Here is a 17,304-nt window from a genome sequence, read left to right as displayed (position 1 = left end):
TGAGGGGATAATTCGGGGCTGTAATATAGTCATTAATAACACCGAAACCAGTTTTCTACGTAAGGAAGATAAACGTTATGAAATATATCGAGGTTGATGAAGAACTTTACCGTCACATTGCCAGTAAGACTGAACATATTGGCGAGAGTGCTTCAGATATTTTACGTCGAATACTAGGGCTGCGCGTTGATTCAATTGCACAAACAGAGCCTGAAACCATCAGTCATCCAAGCTTGGAAGTCAACAAGGACGTGGTAGAAGCTGTCGTAGAACCTAAAGTAGAGCAAATAAAGCCAACATCAGACTTCATTGGGCTTATAGATGCAGATCTGCTTGCGGCTCAAAAGGGCGCTGTAGGACGTTTTTTATTTATACTCGACACGGTTTACCAATCGTCTAACAGTCAATTTCAGCAAGTGCTGCAGATCCAAGGACGAGACCGATTGTACTTTGCCACCTCAAAGGATGCATTACTAAAGGCCAGTAAGTCGGCTAATCCAAAAGAGATTGGTAAGAGTGGATTTTGGGTGACGACCAACAATAATACCGCTAAAAAACGCACTATCTTGTCAGAAGTATTAATGCAATTTGGTACTGATGAAGAGCAAGTTGCTGCTATTACCAGTAAGATTTAATTTCAAAATATAACAGTAACTAAAGGAGCTAGTTTTTGGCTATACATGAAAGAGCAGGGCAGATTGCTGAGCAAAAGGATTTGGTCAACACTTCGAAATTAATAAGCTTATATTATCGTTTAAGCCCAAATGTAGCTGAGGTGACTGAGCAAGTGACCTTTGGCACTTCAGGACATCGTGGTAGTGCGATTAAACGCAGTTTTAATGAGGCGCACCTTCTCGCTATTGCTCAGGCTGTGGCAGATTACCGCCTTCAAGCTGGAATTAGCGGCAAACTTATTTTAGGTATAGATACCCACGCTTTATCTCAACCAGCAGCGATATCTGTTATTGAAGTATTAGTGGCAAATAAGGTTACCGTCGCTGTACATCAAAATGATGGTTTTACCCCAACGCCTGTTGTATCCCATGCCATCGTTTGCGCGAATAAAAATAATAATAACGATTTAGTCGATGGACTGATTGTGACTCCGTCGCATAATCCACCTCAAGATGGCGGTATTAAGTACAATCCTCCCCATGGTGGACCCGCCGAGGGAGATATTACCCATTGGATCCAACATAGAGCCAACGAATACTTAGCTAATAGTTTAGAGGGCGTTCAACACTGCGATTATAGCCGAGCGCTGCAGTCTGAATTTGTTATTCAAGAAGATTTTATTACGCCTTATGTCGACGATCTGGCTAACGTTATAAACTTGTCTGCGATTGCCGATGCTAAGCTACGTATAGGCGTTGACCCACTTGGTGGTTCAGGTATTGACTATTGGCTACCTATCGCTAAGCAATATGGCTTAGACATATCAATTGTTAACAATAAAATTGATCCAAGTTTCAGTTTTATGCCGCTGGACAAAGATGGCAAAATCCGCATGGACTGTTCATCTCCATACGCTATGGCCGGCTTACTAGCGCACAAAGACAATTATGATCTCTGTTTTGGCAATGATCCTGATTACGATCGCCATGGTATTGTTTGCCCTGGCACAGGGTTAATGAATCCAAATCATTTTCTTGCTGTTGCTATCGATTACTTGGCAACGCATAGGCCTCATTGGAACGACAACATGCTAATTGGTAAAACATTAGTGTCGAGTGCCATGATTGATAAGGTATGTGACATGCACGACAAGCGTATGTCTGAAGTACCGGTTGGCTTTAAATGGTTTGTGGAAGGTCTTGCAAATAGTACATTTGCTTTTGGTGGAGAAGAGAGCGCTGGTGCAGCTTTTTTAAGGCTCGATGGTAGCACTTGGTGTACAGATAAAGACGGCTTTATTCTTTGTTTATTGGCAGCTGAAATATTAGCAGTTACCGGTAAAACGCCACAGCAACGTTACCTTGAACTTGAGGGCGAATTTGGTCAAAGTTATTACCAGAGGATTGATAGCCCAATTAGTTTAGAGAACAAGGCTAAACTGAGTCAGATCACTGTAGAGTCGATATCCGCGACATCACTTGCAGGCGATGTTATTACCCAAAGGCTCACCCATGCGCCAGGTAATAACGCAGCAATTGGGGGGATCAAAATCTCTACTCGTAACGGTTGGTTTGCTGCTCGCCCTTCAGGTACTGAGGCGCTATTTAAACTTTACGGAGAAAGCTTTGTTAGTGAAGAGCATTTGCAGCTTATATTAGCTGAAGCACAGCAGATAGTTGAGCAAGCTTTAGTTGGTTAGTATCAGACTCGTAAACAAAAAAGGCGCCAAATGGCGCCTTTTTTTTAAGATATTTTTGCTTAAAATATTAATACCAATTGCATTAAGTATTTGACCAGTTCAGAGCCCCCTCAGTCTTTTCAATTCAAAGCGCTTTGGTAAAGAAATGGTCATTCCCTTTTAAGACAATGCAAAGCAGAAGTGGAAAGACTGAGGTGCTCACGAAGTGCGGGTTTCAAAACGTTGTATGCTTCATTATAGGATTTGGATATAGAATAACTATTAACTCAAATCCCACTACTTGCCTACAGCATTTTGAATTCCCGCTGAATGGTCAAACTTTTAATGCAATTGGTATAACAGCTAATCTTAAAGGTAATCGAGTGAACTATACCCAGTTTAGAAGCTAATATGACAGCTAGGTAGGTTGTTCTTAGCGAGATAATCTTGATGATAACTTTCTGCCTCATGGAATTGCTCAATAGGCACAATTTCGGTGACTATTGGCTTCTTGCCCCACTTTTTACTGTCTATTATCGCTTGTTTTGCAAGCTGTGCTTGTTCCTGTTGTAACGTATCGTGAAAAAATATACTACTACGGTATTGATCGCCGATATCATCACCCTGCTGATTTACGGTTGTCGGGTTATGGTTTTGCCAGAATATTTCTAACAGAGTATTGAAAGAAACCTTGCTTGGATCGTATTCAACTTGAACGACTTCAGCGTGGCCAGTAATTCCAGCTTTCACGTCTACATATGATGAATATTGATTGTCTCCACCCATATAACCACAGACACAGTTAGCCACACCGTCTACTTGCTTGAAAAAATATTCAACACCCCAAAAACAACCTGCACCGAATGTAGCTAAAGCCATGTCGACTCCTAAAAATATTGTTAGCCGTTTGGATGGCTAGATGTCTTCATTGTGTTTTATGTTTAGTTGCAATGCAAGCACAAATTAATCTAGCTGATTACTTGTTGAACTAAGACTGTAAATTCGTTGCCTGCTAGAGGTATATTTCGTGCTAATATCCAGTGCATTAGCGCCGAGGTGGCTTGGTTTAAATGGATAATCAAACTTACGTACAGCGCACTGACAAGTATAAATAAGGAGTGATTTGTGTTTCATGAATTGAAGCAGTCTAAGGATTTTCTCGCACTAACGTTGGCTCATCCTCAGTATCTTTCTGAGAGCTTTGAATTTGACTTAGGTGAGCATACACATGTTGAAGTGTGGGATACCGGCGTTATTGTGTTTTCGCCAAAGCAGGCTAAGCACAGTAAAGATATAGTGCTGTCCTGTGCGGTGCATGGCAATGAGACTGCGCCGATCGAACTTTGTAATGCATTAATCACTCAGATCTTGTCCGAAGAGTTAACACTGGCGCAGCGGGTAATGTTTCTAATTGGTAATCCTGCAGCTATTCATAATGGTACCCGCTTTATTGATGAGAATTTAAATCGTTTGTTTAATGGCGCACATTCACGTGATGAAGGTTTGTGTAATCCAGAGCGCATTCGAGCCCATAAGTTAGAGCAATATGTCGATAGGTTTTACGCCTCACAGTCCGGTGAAAGGCAGCGTATACACTATGATCTGCATACAGCTATACGCGGCTCAAAGCATGAAAAGTTCGCTATATATCCTTATCGACCGGGTCGAAAGTACAGTCGAGAGCAGATAATGTTCCTTGAGTCTTGTGGCGTAAACACCATATTGTTCCATCATGAACCGACAACAACCTTTAGCTATTTCTCGTCTGAGAACTATCGAGCAGATGCCTTCACCATCGAATTAGGAAAAGTATTTCCGATGGGGCAGAACGATATGACGCGTTTTATCGCCATGAAAGAGATGTTGACTTTGTTGATGACGGGTAAAGATCTGCAACTGCCAGAGTTTGACCTTAAACGATTAAATCTTTATCAAGTCTGCCGTTCAGTTAACAAACATTTTGACGACTTTGAATTCAATTTTACTAATGACGTTGAAAACTTTACCGCGTTTCCTAAAGGTTATACGTTAGCGAAAGAGGGCGGTAAGGCGGTTAAGATTGAACATGAGTTTGAATCTATTGTATTCCCTAACGCCAAAGTGCCAGTGGGTCAACGTACAGTGCTGATGTTAAAGACTGCAGACGACAGCAATTTAGACTAAATTCAAACTGAATAACTGTGCATGTAAACCAATATATACATGCAAGGAAGCGCTTAGTTGTCTTTTGAGAGATGGGAAGTATTGAGAGTTAGTTTACGTTAACGTAATGTTCTTCCCGCGTATTAGAATAGATAGATGCTTCTTTTTGACATTTGGAAGCATCATAAATAACAAGAGCACATTATGAGCAACGCAACAACAAATGCTGAGACTGTCCATCGTGTAAGTTTTTTAGATAAAAATGCTATCGCGATCCCCATCCTTAAAGTATTACAAGCAGATGGTACCGCCTATGAGGGAGCAGTATTGCCTGTCATAGATGAAGATTTAGCTAATAAGATCCATGATACTTGCGTATTTACGCGGGTTATCGACGAGCGTATGTTGGGTGCGCAGCGTCAAGGGCGAATTAGTTTTTATATGACATGTACGGGTGAAGAAGCCTCAATTATTGGTAGTACCGCAGCGCTTGATGACGGTGATGTTATTTTAGCCCAATACCGTGAACATGCAGCGCTGCGCTATCGGGGATTCACGACTGAACAGTTTATGAACCAAATGTTCAGCAACGAAAAAGATTTGGGCAAAGGTCGTCAAATGCCGATTCATTACGGCAGCGAAGCACTTAACTACCAGACCATCTCTTCGCCGCTAGCGACGCAGATCCCACAGGCAACTGGTGTTGCTTATAGTTTGAAAATGCAAAAAAAGCGTAACATTGCTATTTGTTATTTTGGTGAAGGTGCAGCTTCAGAGGGAGACTTTCATGCCGGTCTTAATATGGCGGCAGTCCTTAACTCGCCAGTAATCTTTTTCTGCCGTAACAACGGTTACGCTATTTCCACGCCAACTGAAGAGCAGTTTTCTGGTAACGGTATAGCGAGTCGTGGTCCAGGCTACGGCATGCACACTATTCGTGTTGATGGCAACGATATGCTTGCGGTATTGGCAGCTACACAACAAGCGCGGGCTTATGCGTTAGATAACAATGCGCCAGTTCTTATTGAAGCGATGACTTATCGTTTAGGCGCACACTCTTCATCAGATGATCCGTCGGGCTATCGTTCAAAAGACGAAGAAGCAAAGTGGCAGCAGCATGATCCTGTAAAACGTTTTAAGTTATGGATGATCAACAAAGGATGGTTAAACGAGAAACAAGATGCTGATCTATATGTCAAATATCGTGAAGAAGTGTTAGCCGAACTTAAAGTTGCTGAAAAGGTGCCGTTACCGCACTTAGATGAACTTATTCAAGATGTGTATGACAAGCCAACGCCTATTCTTGAAAAACAGTTAGCTGATCTAAAGTCACATATCAAAAAGTATCCAGAAGCCTATCCAAAAAGCGCAGGGAGAATCTAAGCTGTGGCAGAGATGAATATGTTGCAAGCCATTAACGAAGCCCTGAGCTCGGAAATGGAAGCTGATAAAAAAATGATGGTATTTGGTGAAGACGTCGGTCATTTTGGCGGTGTTTTCAGAGCAACTTCGGGCCTACAAGAAAAGTTTGGTCGTGATCGCTGCTTTAATACCCCACTAACAGAACAAGGTATCGCTGGTTTTGCAAATGGACTCGCATCCAATGGTATGACTGCAGTCGCTGAAATACAATTTGCAGATTATATCTTTCCGGCAATCGATCAGATTGTCAACGAAAGCGCAAAATTCCGCTACCGCAGTGGCAATGAGTTTGATGTCGGTGGATTAACTTTCCGCACACCTTATGGCGGCGGTATCGCTGGCGGTCATTATCATTCTCAATCACCTGAAGCCTACTTCACCCAAACGCCAGGACTTAAAGTGGTTATTCCTCGTAACCCTGAGCAAGCCAAAGGTTTGTTGATTGCTTCTATACGAGATAAAAATCCAGTCATATTTTTCGAACCCAAACGACTTTACCGTGCCTCCGTAGGTGAAGTACCTGACGGTGATTTTGAAATCGAATTGGGTAAAGCTGAAGTTGTTCGGCAGGGTACAGATATCACCTTGTTAGGCTGGGGCGCACAGATGGAAATTCTTGAGAACGCTGCAGATATGGCAGCAAAGAAAGGCATTTCATGTGAGGTGATCGATCTGCGCACCTTATCACCGTGGGACGTTGATACAGTTGCGGCTTCAGTTAAAAAGACAGGCCGATTACTCATTAACCATGAAGCACCGTTAACCGGTGGGTTTGCCGGTGAAATAGCGGCTACGATTCAAGAGGAATGTTTCTTATACCTTGAATCACCGATCGCACGAGTTTGTGGTTTGGATACTCCCTATCCGTTGATCCATGAAAAAGAGTATATGCCGGATGCTTTGAAAACCTTTGAAGCGATTAAAGCATCGGTTAAATTTTAGGAGCTCGCCATGATTAAAGAATTTATTCTGCCTGATATCGGTGAAGGCGTAGTTGAATGCGAACTCGTTGAGTGGTTAGTGCAAGAGGGCGATGTTGTCACAGAAGATCAGCCAATTGCTGATGTAATGACAGACAAAGCGCTAGTACAAATTCCAGCGCCTTACGCTGGAACCATAGCAAAACTTCATTATGCTAAAGGTGAAATTGCAATCGTGCATCAACCTTTATACTCAGTTGACGTTGGTGGTTCTGCTCCAGTAGAGACTGCAGAGGTAACTGAGCAACCAGAAATCACTCAACCTGTTTCAGTAACATCTGCTGGCGTCACGATTGAAGAGTTTCTGTTACCAGATATTGGTGAAGGAATTGTAGAGTGTGAATTAGTTGAATGGTTAGTAAGCGAAGGTGACACCGTGGTTGAAGATCAGCCAATCGCTGATGTTATGACAGATAAAGCGTTGGTTCAAATCCCAGCAATTAAGAACGGTAAAATCGCCAAACTGCATTACCGTAAAGGCCAGTTAGCGAAAGTACATGCACCGCTATTTGCGATCGAAGTGGAGTCGCAAACGGCTGTTGTAGTCGAAAGTACCGCTACTACAGAATCGGAAAGTAAACAAGTTAGTCAGAAAGTTGAGCCTGCTTCACAAGGTAAAGCGCTTGCAAGTCCTGCAGTGCGCCGTTTAGCTCGTACTCTTGATATCGATATCGCTTCGGTTAAAGGTACTGGTAAGAATGGTCGTGTATTTAAAGAAGATATAGAACGTCATCAGTCGCCTGTTGCTGTTGTGAGCCAACAAGAGCAAGCTGCTTCGCCAACGTCAAACGATAAGCCAAATGTTACTACAGATCGCGTAGAGCCTATTAAAGGTGTACGCGCTGTAATGGCAAGAATGATGACAGAATCTGTGTCAACCATTCCGCATTTCACCTATTGTGAAGAGTTTGACCTGACTGAATTAGTTGCGCTGCGTGAAAGCATGAAGAAAAAGTATTCTACTGATGAGTTAAAGCTCACTATGATGCCATTCTTTATGAAATCTATGTCGCTAGCTCTCACTCAATTCCCTGATATGAATAGCCAAGTGAATGCTGACTGTAGCGAACAGACATTCCTAAGCAGTCATAACATAGGCATGGCAGTTGACTCTAAAGTAGGACTGTTAGTACCGAATGTAAAAGATGTACAAAATAAAACTATTTTGGAGATTGCAGCAGATATCACCCGTTTAACGACAGCTGCTCGTAGCGGACGTGTATCACCTAGCGACCTTAAAGGTGGCAGTATTTCAATTTCAAATATTGGGGCCTTAGGCGGAACAGTCGCAACACCTATTATCAATAAACCAGAAGTTGCCATTGTAGCGCTTGGTAAGTTGCAGGTATTGCCAAGATTTAATGCTGCTGGAGAAGTTGAAGCGCGTAAGATCATGCAAGTAAGTTGGTCTGGCGATCACAGAGTGATTGATGGCGGCACCATTGCGCGTTTCTGTAACTTGTGGAAGCTATACCTAGAGCAACCTCAAGAGATGCTACTGGCAATGCAGTAATCCTTGTCGTGTCTGTTAACCGTATAGAAGGTGCTTATTAAAGCACCTTTTTTATTTGCTTAAAGGCAATACTAAATTCATATTCGGATAAATATTTGGTCGTTTCGGGAGACCTTAGAGGTTTTGAAGTAAGTTAAATAGTGATTGGAATAATAGAAAAATAGAATAAGGATAAAGAGTTTTCAATTTGTGAACTATTCCGTATAATTCCGCTAATCTGTTATTGCCTTTGGTTGTTGTATGAGCGCGTTCGTCCCAAGTATTGAAACTATTGACTATCCATTCCCGCCTAAGCCTATGCCTTTATCTGATATAGAAAAAGAGCAATCGAAAGCACGTATAAAACAACTGCTAAAAGAGCGTAATGCGGTACTGGTTGCTCATTACTATACTGATCCAGAAATTCAAGCACTTGCTGAAGAAACTGGCGGCTGTGTTTCAGATTCCCTAGAGATGGCACGTTTTGGGCGAGATCACTCAGCAAAAACACTTATCGTTGCTGGCGTGAAATTTATGGGTGAGACTTCAAAAATTCTAAGTCCAGAAAAAACAGTGTTGATGCCAACACTTGATGCTACCTGTTCGTTAGATATCGGTTGCCCAATAGAAACCTTTAGCGAGTTTTGCGATGCACATCCAGATCACACTGTCGTGGTTTATGCCAATACATCCGCTGCAGTGAAAGCGCGTGCAGATTGGGTGGTCACTTCTAGCATTGCTCTGGAAATAGTTGAACACCTTGATAGTGAGGGAAAGAAAATAATCTGGGGGCCAGACCGTCATTTAGGCAGTTACATTGCCAAAGAAACTGGCGCAGAGATGTTGATGTGGCAAGGCGAATGTATTGTACATGACGAGTTTAAAGCGAAAGCATTAACCGAACTGAAGAAACTACATCCAACGGCCGCTGTTTTGGTTCATCCTGAATCTCCAGCAAGTGTGGTTGAATTAGCTGATGCTGTCGGCTCTACCAGTCAATTGATTAAAGCCGCTCAGACAATGGATAATGACAAGTTCATCGTTGCAACTGACAGAGGCATTTTCTATAAAATGCAGCAAGCGGCGCCTAATAAGGTGCTGATTGAAGCGCCAACAGGTGGTAATGGCGCAACGTGTAAAAGCTGTGCACATTGCCCATGGATGGCGATGAACGGCTTAAAAGCCATAGAAAGTTCATTAGAGATTGACGCACAACAGCATCATGAAATATTTGTTGATGAAAACCTTAGGCTTGATGCGTTAAAGCCGCTGGATCGTATGTTAAATTTCGCAAAAGAGTTGAATATGAAGGTAAAAGGCAATGCTTAATAATTGTTAAGTAATGTCAAAGTAATCATGTATTTTTGATCTAGATCACAACGGATTCGATGATGATTAAAAAGCCTGCAATAGCAGGCTTTTTTTGTGGGAATTTTATCAAACGACTGTTTACCTCCTGCTTGTATAGTTTATCCTAGCCACTAATTTGATTTAACAACTTAAAGGCTCACGAATGAAATGGAATTGGCTCGGCAACCTTTCGTTAAAGTATAAATTTTTTATTGTTATCGCCCCTTCTTTATTTGCATCAATTGTCTTTGGCGGGCTTTATGCCTTAGAACAATACAAATTAACCAAACAGTTAGATCAAGTATTAGTGTTAAGCGAACTCGCGGTCGCCAATAGTAGTATGGTACATGAAATCCAAAAGGAACGCGGTATGAGTGCCGGTTTTATTGGCTCTAACGGTAAGGCTTTTAACGCAACACTACCTGCGCAGCAACAAGATACTGACGAACTTATTCGCACTTTTGAGCTGTTTCTTGAAGGTAATACACTGCCAAATGAGTTTATTGCTGAGATCCGCAAAACTAACGCATTAATCGCGCAAATCCCTGATGTAAGAAGACAGGTACACGCTCTGTCTATTAGTGTCGCTGAAGAAGTTGCTTTCTATACTGAGTTAAATAAAGAGTTACTAAGTATTGTCGATCTAACCGCTAAGCAAGGTGCCAATCAGCAGATAGCAATAAAGGCTGCCGCTTTCTCAGCTTTCTTACAGATGAAAGAGCGCGCAGGTATTGAAAGAGCGGTACTCAGTTCAACGTTTGGTAATGACACCTTTAAAATGGGGACTTACCGCCGCTTTGTTACCCTAGTTTCTGAGCAAGAAGCGTATCAAGAACGTTTTCTAGCATTAACTGAACCGCAAAATTATACTGAGTACCATCAGCTATTAAACAATCCAGCATTCAAAGAAGTTACAGACTATAGAGCGATAGGTTTTAGTCAAAACCCGCAGCAGTTGAAGCAACAACAGCCTGAAAGGTGGTTTCAGACTTCTACACAACGAATAGAGCTGTTAAGCCAGTTTGAACAAGGTTTATCTAATGAATTGATGGCAGTGACAAAAGCTAGGCTCAATGTTGCAACTAAACATTTTTATATAACGTTAGCTGTTTTACTCTTGGTAGCAAGTTTGGTGATTTTTGTTTCGATGTCAGTGATACGCTTTATTCACAATAGTGTGGCAAACATCCAACGTAGTATGACTCTTGCGAGAGAGAATTTTGATTTAAGTGTCAGAATCGTTCAACACAGCGATGACGAATTTGGTGTCTTAGCAAAAGCTTTTAACGGAATGATGAACGACTTTGAAAAAGTGATAGCACACGTTCAAAACAACTCTAACGTTTTATTTAGGGCGATTGAGAAGTTAGAGCAACACTCTAACCAGCTAAAAAGTGATGTACAACTAGGGCATAGCGAAGCGGAGCAGGTCGCATCGGCAATGACAGAGATGAGTGCGACGGTTGCTGAAATTGCAGAGAATGCCGAAAATGCTTCAAACGCTTCAACTGAAGCGAATCTCGAAGCCCAAGAGGGTAATGAAGAGGTCGGTCGGTCGAGTGTCGCAATAGGTTTGTTAGCTAATGAAATCAATGATTCAGCAACTGCATTACAGGCGTTAGAGCAAGATATTCAGGGTATTGTTGCAGTTTCTGATGTAATTAGCGGTATTGCAGAACAAACCAACCTTTTAGCACTGAATGCTGCAATTGAAGCCGCTCGCGCTGGTGAAATGGGGCGTGGATTTGCGGTGGTTGCCGATGAAGTGAGAAACCTTGCGCAACGAGCTCAAACTGCAACAGGCGATATCAAAGAGATGACTGAGCGCTTAAGCTCTGGCGCTAATGTTGCGGTTAATGCGATGGACCGGGGCACAAAGCAGGCTGGAGAAAGTGTAGCAGAGGCGGAAAAGGTAAGCACTGAACTTAAAAAAATTGTAACTCATGTTGGTGTTATCGACAGTATGAATGAACAGATAGCTGCTGCCACCCATGAACAAAGCGCTGTGGCAGAAGAAGTGAACCAGAATGCATTGAAAATCAGTGAGATCTATGTGCAAACTCATGCCATTGCAGATGAGCTACAGGTCCTCACTAATGAGTTAGTCAACGGCTCAAACGATGTTGCGAAACAGGTCAGTAAGTTTACGCTTTCTTGATGTAATTTTGTACGCTTAGCGGGAATTTGGCTATCAAGTATGCAAACACATGAACTAGTCTCAAATACGCTTGACGCACATAAGGCTTTTGCGTAAAGTAGCGCTCCGTTGGCAGCATAAGTGCTTCTGGCTATTGTGATGATTAAACACGTAAAAATAATCAATTGGTGAGCTGGCTGAGTGGCTGAAGGCGCACGCCTGGAAAGTGTGTTTAGGTTTATCCCTAACGAGAGTTCGAATCTCTCGCTCACCGCCATATACTGAAAAGCCCGTTATCGAAAGATAACGGGCTTTTTGCTGTATTTTTTTGGCACTTCATCAATATTAAGAGTGTCAGTAACTAAAGAATTTTCGCTGTTCTTTACCTGCTGCATTTGAGTTGACTTTGTTTGGGTGCTTATACTCTTTCCAACAGGCAACTTTCTTACCTATATTCAAGTGCGGGAAACTCAATTCCTCATCAGAATCTACACCTATGAAGGCCAATAACTCACTCAAACTATTGGGTTTACTGACGTCGATGCTTAACAAGTCATCTCGCCCTTTAAAATAGGAGTGAACCGCTAGTTTATGTTGCTGATAACAATTTATAAGGTGTTGGTGATTGTCGGGGGTAGAAGTAGAAGATAATTTAAAGGTTTCATTAAAAGTACGTTTTAGTACTGGATTAAAGACCCCCGTTTTCAAATCTAAACTGGCTGCCATTTTATTAATTAACATCTGCATAGATGGCACCCAAAGAGAAAGCTCCCGCTCTAAATATACAAATTTGGAACCAGGGAATAAGGTGTCTAAATGCCGGTAATCGCAAAAGCAGGGCGAGTCTGACACTACGTCAGCTAATTCAAATGCTCTTTTTGTATAAGCAGTGTGAGCGACGTTAAATCCATAGTCTAACAGCGCTACACTAATACTGGTTGTTCCGGTTCGTGGAAGACCTATGATAAAAAGCTTGTTCATAATTTTAACCAACGACTAGGTAAACTGAAAGGGTAAGTTATTGTAGTTTTGACACTACAATAGAGGACTAAATAGGTAAAAAGTACGTTCTGCTATCCGGTTAGCAAGTGATCTTTTAGCCCACTGTTCAGGACAAACCTTGATTGAATCTGATAGGTAACTTTGTTGAACCTTCTGCAGATCTCGAGTAAAGCTAAGGTTGTCTACTGCTAATGTAACTTCAAAATTAAGCCATAAACTGCGCATATCTAAGTTAACGGTGCCGATCAAACAATGGTTTTCATCGATCACTACTGACTTTGTATGTAATAAGCCGCCAGTAAAGCGGTGGATCATCACGCCAGCATCAAGGAGTTGAGTGAAGAATGCACGACTGGCCCATTCAACCATGGTTGAGTCATTTTTATCAGGTACAATAATATCCACTTGTACCCCTCTTTGCGCAGCTATAACAAGTGCTAATTGCAGGTTTTCGCTGGGGACGAAATAGGGCGTAGTGATGACGATACTTTGTTGCGCTTGATAGATACTTTGTAATAAGACCTGATGAATTATTTCTTCTCGCATGCCTGGGCCAGAAGGGATCACTTGCACCAAATCTGTTATTTCATGTTCTTTGTGCGGTAAACATTCAGGCAATTCGGGCAGGGTACGATCGTTGGTTTCTACTTCCCAATCCCATGCGTGGATACTGTTTAACACGGGTACAGTTGTCCCTGTTATCCGAACCATTACATCGATCCACTCACCAACACCAGCATCTTGATTAAAATATTTTGGGTCTACGAGGTTCATCGAGCCTGTATAAGCAATGGTGTTGTCGATGACCACAATTTTTCTATGCAGCCGCAAGTCAAGTCGGCGGAAAAACATTCTTAACGGCGAAACTTCGAGTGCTTTAACAACGATAATTGAAGCATTGCTAAGGGTTTTAGGCCATTGGCTTTTGAAGAACGATCGACTTCCAGCGGCATCCAACAACAACTTAACTTTAATGCCTCTAGCTGCGGCATTAATTAATGCTTGTGCTACGTCATCTGCTTTTCCACCTGGTTGCCATATGTAAAACTCGAGATGGATAGATTCTTTTGCCTGATCTATATCTTCAATCAATTTAGTTAAGATTTCAGATGTTTGGTTCAGCAGGGTGAGTTGGTTATCGGCAAGTGCAGGGATCCCTATCTGCTTCTCGCATATAGCACTGATTGATTGGCCATACAGGCTTGATACATGGGGTGTATATTGGCGTACTTTATAAAGATTAGAGAACCATTTCTCGTAAGGTGTGAACATCGATTGTGCGCGCTCTGCACGTTTTTTCCCAAGATTTAGCTCACCAAATAATAGGTAGGCAAATGCCCCGCCCAATGGAACGATGTATATTATCATTAACCAGGCTAAAGACACGCCAATAGCGCGTCTTTTCACGACGACTCTGACTGTGATCCCTGCAATGACTAACCAATATACAAAAACGCCAGCGATGGTCAGCAATTGATAAAATTGGTACATATTTTCTTTGATAATTTAGGCCTTTGTAGAAATAGATTTACGGAGCTACCTTCATGACAGGTGACTTCGAAATTGATACTACCAATGTTTCTGCCACATGAGAGTAAAAGCTATTATAATGAAAAGATTACTGTAAATCTAAATTAGAAGCCGAATACATCACCATGTTTAGAATTCTCCGTAAACTGATATTGTTTTTGCTATTGATAGCAACATTGGTAGCCCTTTATGTGTACCAAAGTACAGTAATTCCGCAGCAAGATACATTGTTGTCAAACGAATCAAATAGTACTGACGCTGTTCAATGCTTCACCAACAAACCAATAGAGCCGCTTGATAGACACGGTAAACTGGATATTGCTATCTGGAATATTCATAAGCAAAAAAATAGCGGCTGGCAAAATGTGCTAAAAAAGCTAACCGAGAGAACAGATCTGTTACTGCTACAAGAAGCCAGTGCTACCGACGAATTTAGGTCATTGATAGATGAACAGTCTGAGGACTGGGTTATGGCAAAAGCCTTTCTATTTGCAAACCAACCTGTTGGAGTGATGAACCTTTCTAAAGGTTACCCCTCAAGCGTCTGTTCTTTTAGGTACAAAGAGCCATTGATTCAGTATCCTAAATCATTATTAATTTCCTATTATGAATTGTCAGACGATAGTGAGCTATTAGTGGTCAATATTCATAGTATTAATTTTGCTCTTGGTCTTGAAGAGTACCGTGCTCAATTGAATGTTGTGGCTGAAGCGCTGAAAGTGCATGCTGGGCCCATCATACTGGCGGGGGACCTGAATACTTGGAGTGATAGCCGTAATGAATATGTTTTAACTATCGCCAATAGCGCAGGATTAAAAGAGGCTGTACCTAGTATTGACTCTAGAACGCGTTTTTTCGGTAAAACTCCTGACCATATCTATTTCAGAGGATTAGAGCTTGTAAAAGCGGAGTCTATCGTTACTGATAGTTCAGATCACAATCCATTAAAAGCTTACTTTCGATTGATAAAAGTAATTCCTCAGTAATTTAGTACCAGCAAACATTGATAGGATAAAGCATGCATAATGCTCACGCATTACTTAAACAGTATTTCGGGTTTAACGCATTTAGAGAGGGGCAGGAGCAAGTCGTTAGTAATATACTTAACGGCTTAAGCGCGGCAGCAATTTTTCCTACAGGTTCAGGTAAATCACTTTGCTATCAATTACCAGCCACAGTGCTGCCTCACCTAACCTTAGTCGTGTCTCCGTTACTTGCGTTAATGCAAGATCAATTAGCGTTTTTAAAGACCCGTGGCATTTCTGCGGCCTCAATCGATTCTACTCAAACACCAGAGGAAGCAGCGTCGGTGCTTGACGGAGTATCGAATGGCAGTATAAAGGTGTTAATGATCTCTGTTGAGCGACTTAATAATGAGCGTTTCCGTCGTTTCATCGGTGGAATAGAAATATCATTATTAGTCGTCGATGAAGCGCATTGTATTTCAGAATGGGGGCATAATTTTAGGCCTGATTATTTGAAGCTTCCTAGTTATCAAAGAGAACTCAATATTTCGCAAGTATTATTACTTACAGCCACCGCGACCTCAAAAGTCATAGCGGATATGAGCAGTAAGTTTGCCATTGATGATAACTCTATCACTTTAACAGGGTTCTATAGGCCTAACCTGCATCTCAATGCGATAGGAATAGAGGAGGCCAGTAAGCAGCGGTACCTCACTGAATGGCTACAGACGAGGAAGCTAGTGAGCGGTATTATTTATGTTACGCTGCAAAAAAGCGCCGAATCGGTGGCAAGCCAGCTACAGCGCGCTGGATATAGCGTAATGGCCTACCACGCGGGAATGGATAGCGAACAGCGTAAAGCAATTCAAACTAAGTTCATGTCCGGTGAGGTACCAATTATTGTTGCTACTATCGCTTTTGGAATGGGGATAGATAAAAGTGATATTCGTTTTGTGGTGCATTATGACCTTCCTAAATCGATAGAAAACTATGCCCAGGAGATAGGAAGGGCTGGACGAGACGGCAGTGATTCTGAATGCTTAGTGTTAGCCAATAAAGATAACTTGAACGTGTTAGAGAATTTTGTCTATGGTGATACTCCAGAACTAAGCGCAATTTGCACTGTTATTGAACAGATTAAAGAACAAACTCAACAAAGTGACCAATGGGAGCTAATGTTGAATCAACTTTCTAGTACATCGAATATTAGGCCGTTGAGTTTGAAAACCCTGCTTGTTTATCTCGAAATGCAAGGCGTTATTAAAGCGAAATATAGTTATTTTGCCGAGTATAAGTACAAACTGCAAACTACTTTAGCAACGCTTATGAGCAAGTTTGACCCCGAAAGACAACAATTTATTAATGCCATTATTGATACTTCAGCAAAAGCAAAAATATGGTATAGCGCAGACCTTAAACAACTCGAAACATTTATTCCTAACAGCCGAGGTAGAGCGATTAAGGCGTTAGACTACTTGGACCAAAAACAGCTTATTGAATTACAGAGTAAACAACTCACCCAAGTATACGACGTCTACCAGGACAAATTGCAGGGACAAGGCTTAGCTGAAAGCCTCTTTAATCAATTCACGACTAAAGAGCGGAGCGAAATAGATCGAATTAATTTTCTAGTCAATTTTTTTGGCAGTAGCCATTGCCTAAGTCTCCAATTAGCGCAGTATTTTTCAGACCCTCATGCTGTTGCCGCTTGCGGCAGTTGCTCAGTTTGCCTAGGCCATCTCACTCAGTTACCAGAGCCCAAACAACTGCAAGAGCTAGATACTTATGATTTTGATGTGATCAGCGCTGATGCCATTTCAAAGCTTAAAACAAATGACTCTGCTGTTTTACTCACCCGGTTTTTATGTGGCCTAACTACGCCAATATTTACCAAACTTAAGATGAGGCAAACTTACGGCTTTGCCAAATTTGAACATTATCGTTTCAAAGATGTGTTTAATTGGGTAAACAAGCACAAAGAAAAGTAGCGC

General features: G+C 41.8%; 13 protein-coding genes and 1 tRNA gene. 11 read left to right on the top strand and 3 right to left on the bottom strand.

Going from position 1 to position 17,304, the window contains the following annotated elements; genetic code table 11:
- Window positions 1-77 precede the first annotated feature (77 nt).
- A complete protein-coding gene (gene seqA / locus SWP_RS11770; protein ID WP_020912703.1) occupies window positions 78-635 on the top strand; it encodes a replication initiation negative regulator SeqA in 558 nt (185 codons plus the stop codon).
- A gap of 35 nt (window positions 636-670) precedes the next feature.
- Window positions 671-2,314 (top strand): phosphoglucomutase (alpha-D-glucose-1,6-bisphosphate-dependent), encoded by a 1,644-nt coding sequence (gene pgm / locus SWP_RS11765; RefSeq protein WP_020912702.1) that lies wholly within the window; start codon window positions 671-673, stop codon window positions 2,312-2,314.
- 378 nt (window positions 2,315-2,692) lie between these two features.
- On the opposite strand, the gene msrA is transcribed toward pgm, so the two are convergent.
- Window positions 2,693-3,172, bottom strand: a complete 480-nt coding sequence (gene msrA, locus SWP_RS11760; protein WP_020912701.1) for a peptide-methionine (S)-S-oxide reductase MsrA — start codon at window positions 3,170-3,172, stop codon at window positions 2,693-2,695.
- Window positions 3,173-3,418: 246 nt separating this feature from the next.
- On the opposite strand from msrA, the gene astE reads away from it, so the two are divergent.
- The 7 genes from astE to SWP_RS11725 all read left to right on the top strand — a co-directional run bounded on the left by astE (window position 3,419) and on the right by SWP_RS11725 (window position 12,093).
- Complete coding sequence (gene astE, locus SWP_RS11755) at window positions 3,419-4,456, top strand: succinylglutamate desuccinylase (protein WP_020912700.1); 1,038 nt, start codon at window positions 3,419-3,421, stop codon at window positions 4,454-4,456.
- Between the two features lie 183 nt (window positions 4,457-4,639).
- Window positions 4,640-5,818, top strand: coding sequence for a thiamine pyrophosphate-dependent dehydrogenase E1 component subunit alpha (locus SWP_RS11750; protein ID WP_020912699.1), 1,179 nt, complete (start codon window positions 4,640-4,642; stop codon window positions 5,816-5,818).
- Window positions 5,819-5,821: 3 nt separating this feature from the next.
- Complete coding sequence (locus SWP_RS11745; protein ID WP_044555875.1) at window positions 5,822-6,799, top strand: alpha-ketoacid dehydrogenase subunit beta; 978 nt, start codon at window positions 5,822-5,824, stop codon at window positions 6,797-6,799.
- Between the two features lie 9 nt (window positions 6,800-6,808).
- Window positions 6,809-8,350 carry a dihydrolipoyllysine-residue acetyltransferase gene (locus SWP_RS11740; RefSeq protein WP_020912697.1) on the top strand — a complete coding sequence of 514 codons (1,542 nt, stop codon included), beginning with the start codon at window positions 6,809-6,811 and terminating at the stop codon, window positions 8,348-8,350.
- A gap of 240 nt (window positions 8,351-8,590) precedes the next feature.
- Window positions 8,591-9,658, top strand: coding sequence for a quinolinate synthase NadA (nadA, locus tag SWP_RS11735; protein ID WP_020912696.1), 1,068 nt, complete (start codon window positions 8,591-8,593; stop codon window positions 9,656-9,658).
- A gap of 184 nt (window positions 9,659-9,842) precedes the next feature.
- On the top strand, window positions 9,843-11,837 hold the full coding sequence (locus tag SWP_RS11730; RefSeq protein WP_020912695.1) for a methyl-accepting chemotaxis protein: 1,995 nt from the start codon (window positions 9,843-9,845) through the stop codon (window positions 11,835-11,837).
- 166 nt (window positions 11,838-12,003) lie between these two features.
- Window positions 12,004-12,093, top strand: a tRNA-Ser gene (locus SWP_RS11725).
- Window positions 12,094-12,170: 77 nt separating this feature from the next.
- Here the strand turns inward: SWP_RS11725 and SWP_RS11720 are convergent.
- Window positions 12,171-12,797, bottom strand: a complete 627-nt coding sequence (locus SWP_RS11720; protein ID WP_044555874.1) for a sulfotransferase — start codon at window positions 12,795-12,797, stop codon at window positions 12,171-12,173.
- Window positions 12,798-12,851: 54 nt separating this feature from the next.
- A complete protein-coding gene (gene cls, locus SWP_RS11715; protein ID WP_020912693.1) occupies window positions 12,852-14,309 on the bottom strand; it encodes a cardiolipin synthase in 1,458 nt (485 codons plus the stop codon).
- Window positions 14,310-14,473: 164 nt separating this feature from the next.
- Between cls and SWP_RS11710 the strand changes: the two genes are divergently transcribed.
- Together SWP_RS11710 and SWP_RS11705 are read left to right on the top strand one after the other, a co-directional pair.
- On the top strand, window positions 14,474-15,334 hold the full coding sequence (locus SWP_RS11710) for an endonuclease/exonuclease/phosphatase family protein (protein WP_020912692.1): 861 nt from the start codon (window positions 14,474-14,476) through the stop codon (window positions 15,332-15,334).
- 32 nt (window positions 15,335-15,366) lie between these two features.
- Window positions 15,367-17,301 carry a RecQ family ATP-dependent DNA helicase gene (locus SWP_RS11705; protein WP_020912691.1) on the top strand — a complete coding sequence of 645 codons (1,935 nt, stop codon included), beginning with the start codon at window positions 15,367-15,369 and terminating at the stop codon, window positions 17,299-17,301.
- Window positions 17,302-17,304 lie beyond the last annotated feature (3 nt).

It is taken from the genome of Shewanella piezotolerans WP3, from assembly GCF_000014885.1.
GTDB lineage: Bacteria > Pseudomonadota > Gammaproteobacteria > Enterobacterales > Shewanellaceae > Shewanella > Shewanella piezotolerans.
The sequence above is the reverse complement of the archived record's forward strand: the minus strand, read 5'-3'. Positions and strand labels throughout refer to the sequence as shown.

Bases quoted from the DNA above. Each gene is read 5' to 3' on its own strand.
- SWP_RS11705 (WP_020912691.1), top strand. From the start codon at position 15,367: ATGCATAATGCTCACGCATTACTTAAACAGTATTTCGGGTTTAACGCA.
- cls (WP_020912693.1), bottom strand. From the start codon at position 14,309: ATGTACCAATTTTATCAATTGCTGACCATCGCTGGCGTTTTTGTATAT.
- SWP_RS11720 (WP_044555874.1), bottom strand. From the start codon at position 12,797: ATGAACAAGCTTTTTATCATAGGTCTTCCACGAACCGGAACAACCAGT.
- nadA (WP_020912696.1), top strand. From the start codon at position 8,591: ATGAGCGCGTTCGTCCCAAGTATTGAAACTATTGACTATCCATTCCCG.
- SWP_RS11740 (WP_020912697.1), top strand. From the start codon at position 6,809: ATGATTAAAGAATTTATTCTGCCTGATATCGGTGAAGGCGTAGTTGAA.
- SWP_RS11750 (WP_020912699.1), top strand. From the start codon at position 4,640: ATGAGCAACGCAACAACAAATGCTGAGACTGTCCATCGTGTAAGTTTT.
- SWP_RS11710 (WP_020912692.1), top strand. From the start codon at position 14,474: ATGTTTAGAATTCTCCGTAAACTGATATTGTTTTTGCTATTGATAGCA.
- msrA (WP_020912701.1), bottom strand. From the start codon at position 3,172: ATGGCTTTAGCTACATTCGGTGCAGGTTGTTTTTGGGGTGTTGAATAT.
- SWP_RS11730 (WP_020912695.1), top strand. From the start codon at position 9,843: ATGAAATGGAATTGGCTCGGCAACCTTTCGTTAAAGTATAAATTTTTT.
- seqA (WP_020912703.1), top strand. From the start codon at position 78: ATGAAATATATCGAGGTTGATGAAGAACTTTACCGTCACATTGCCAGT.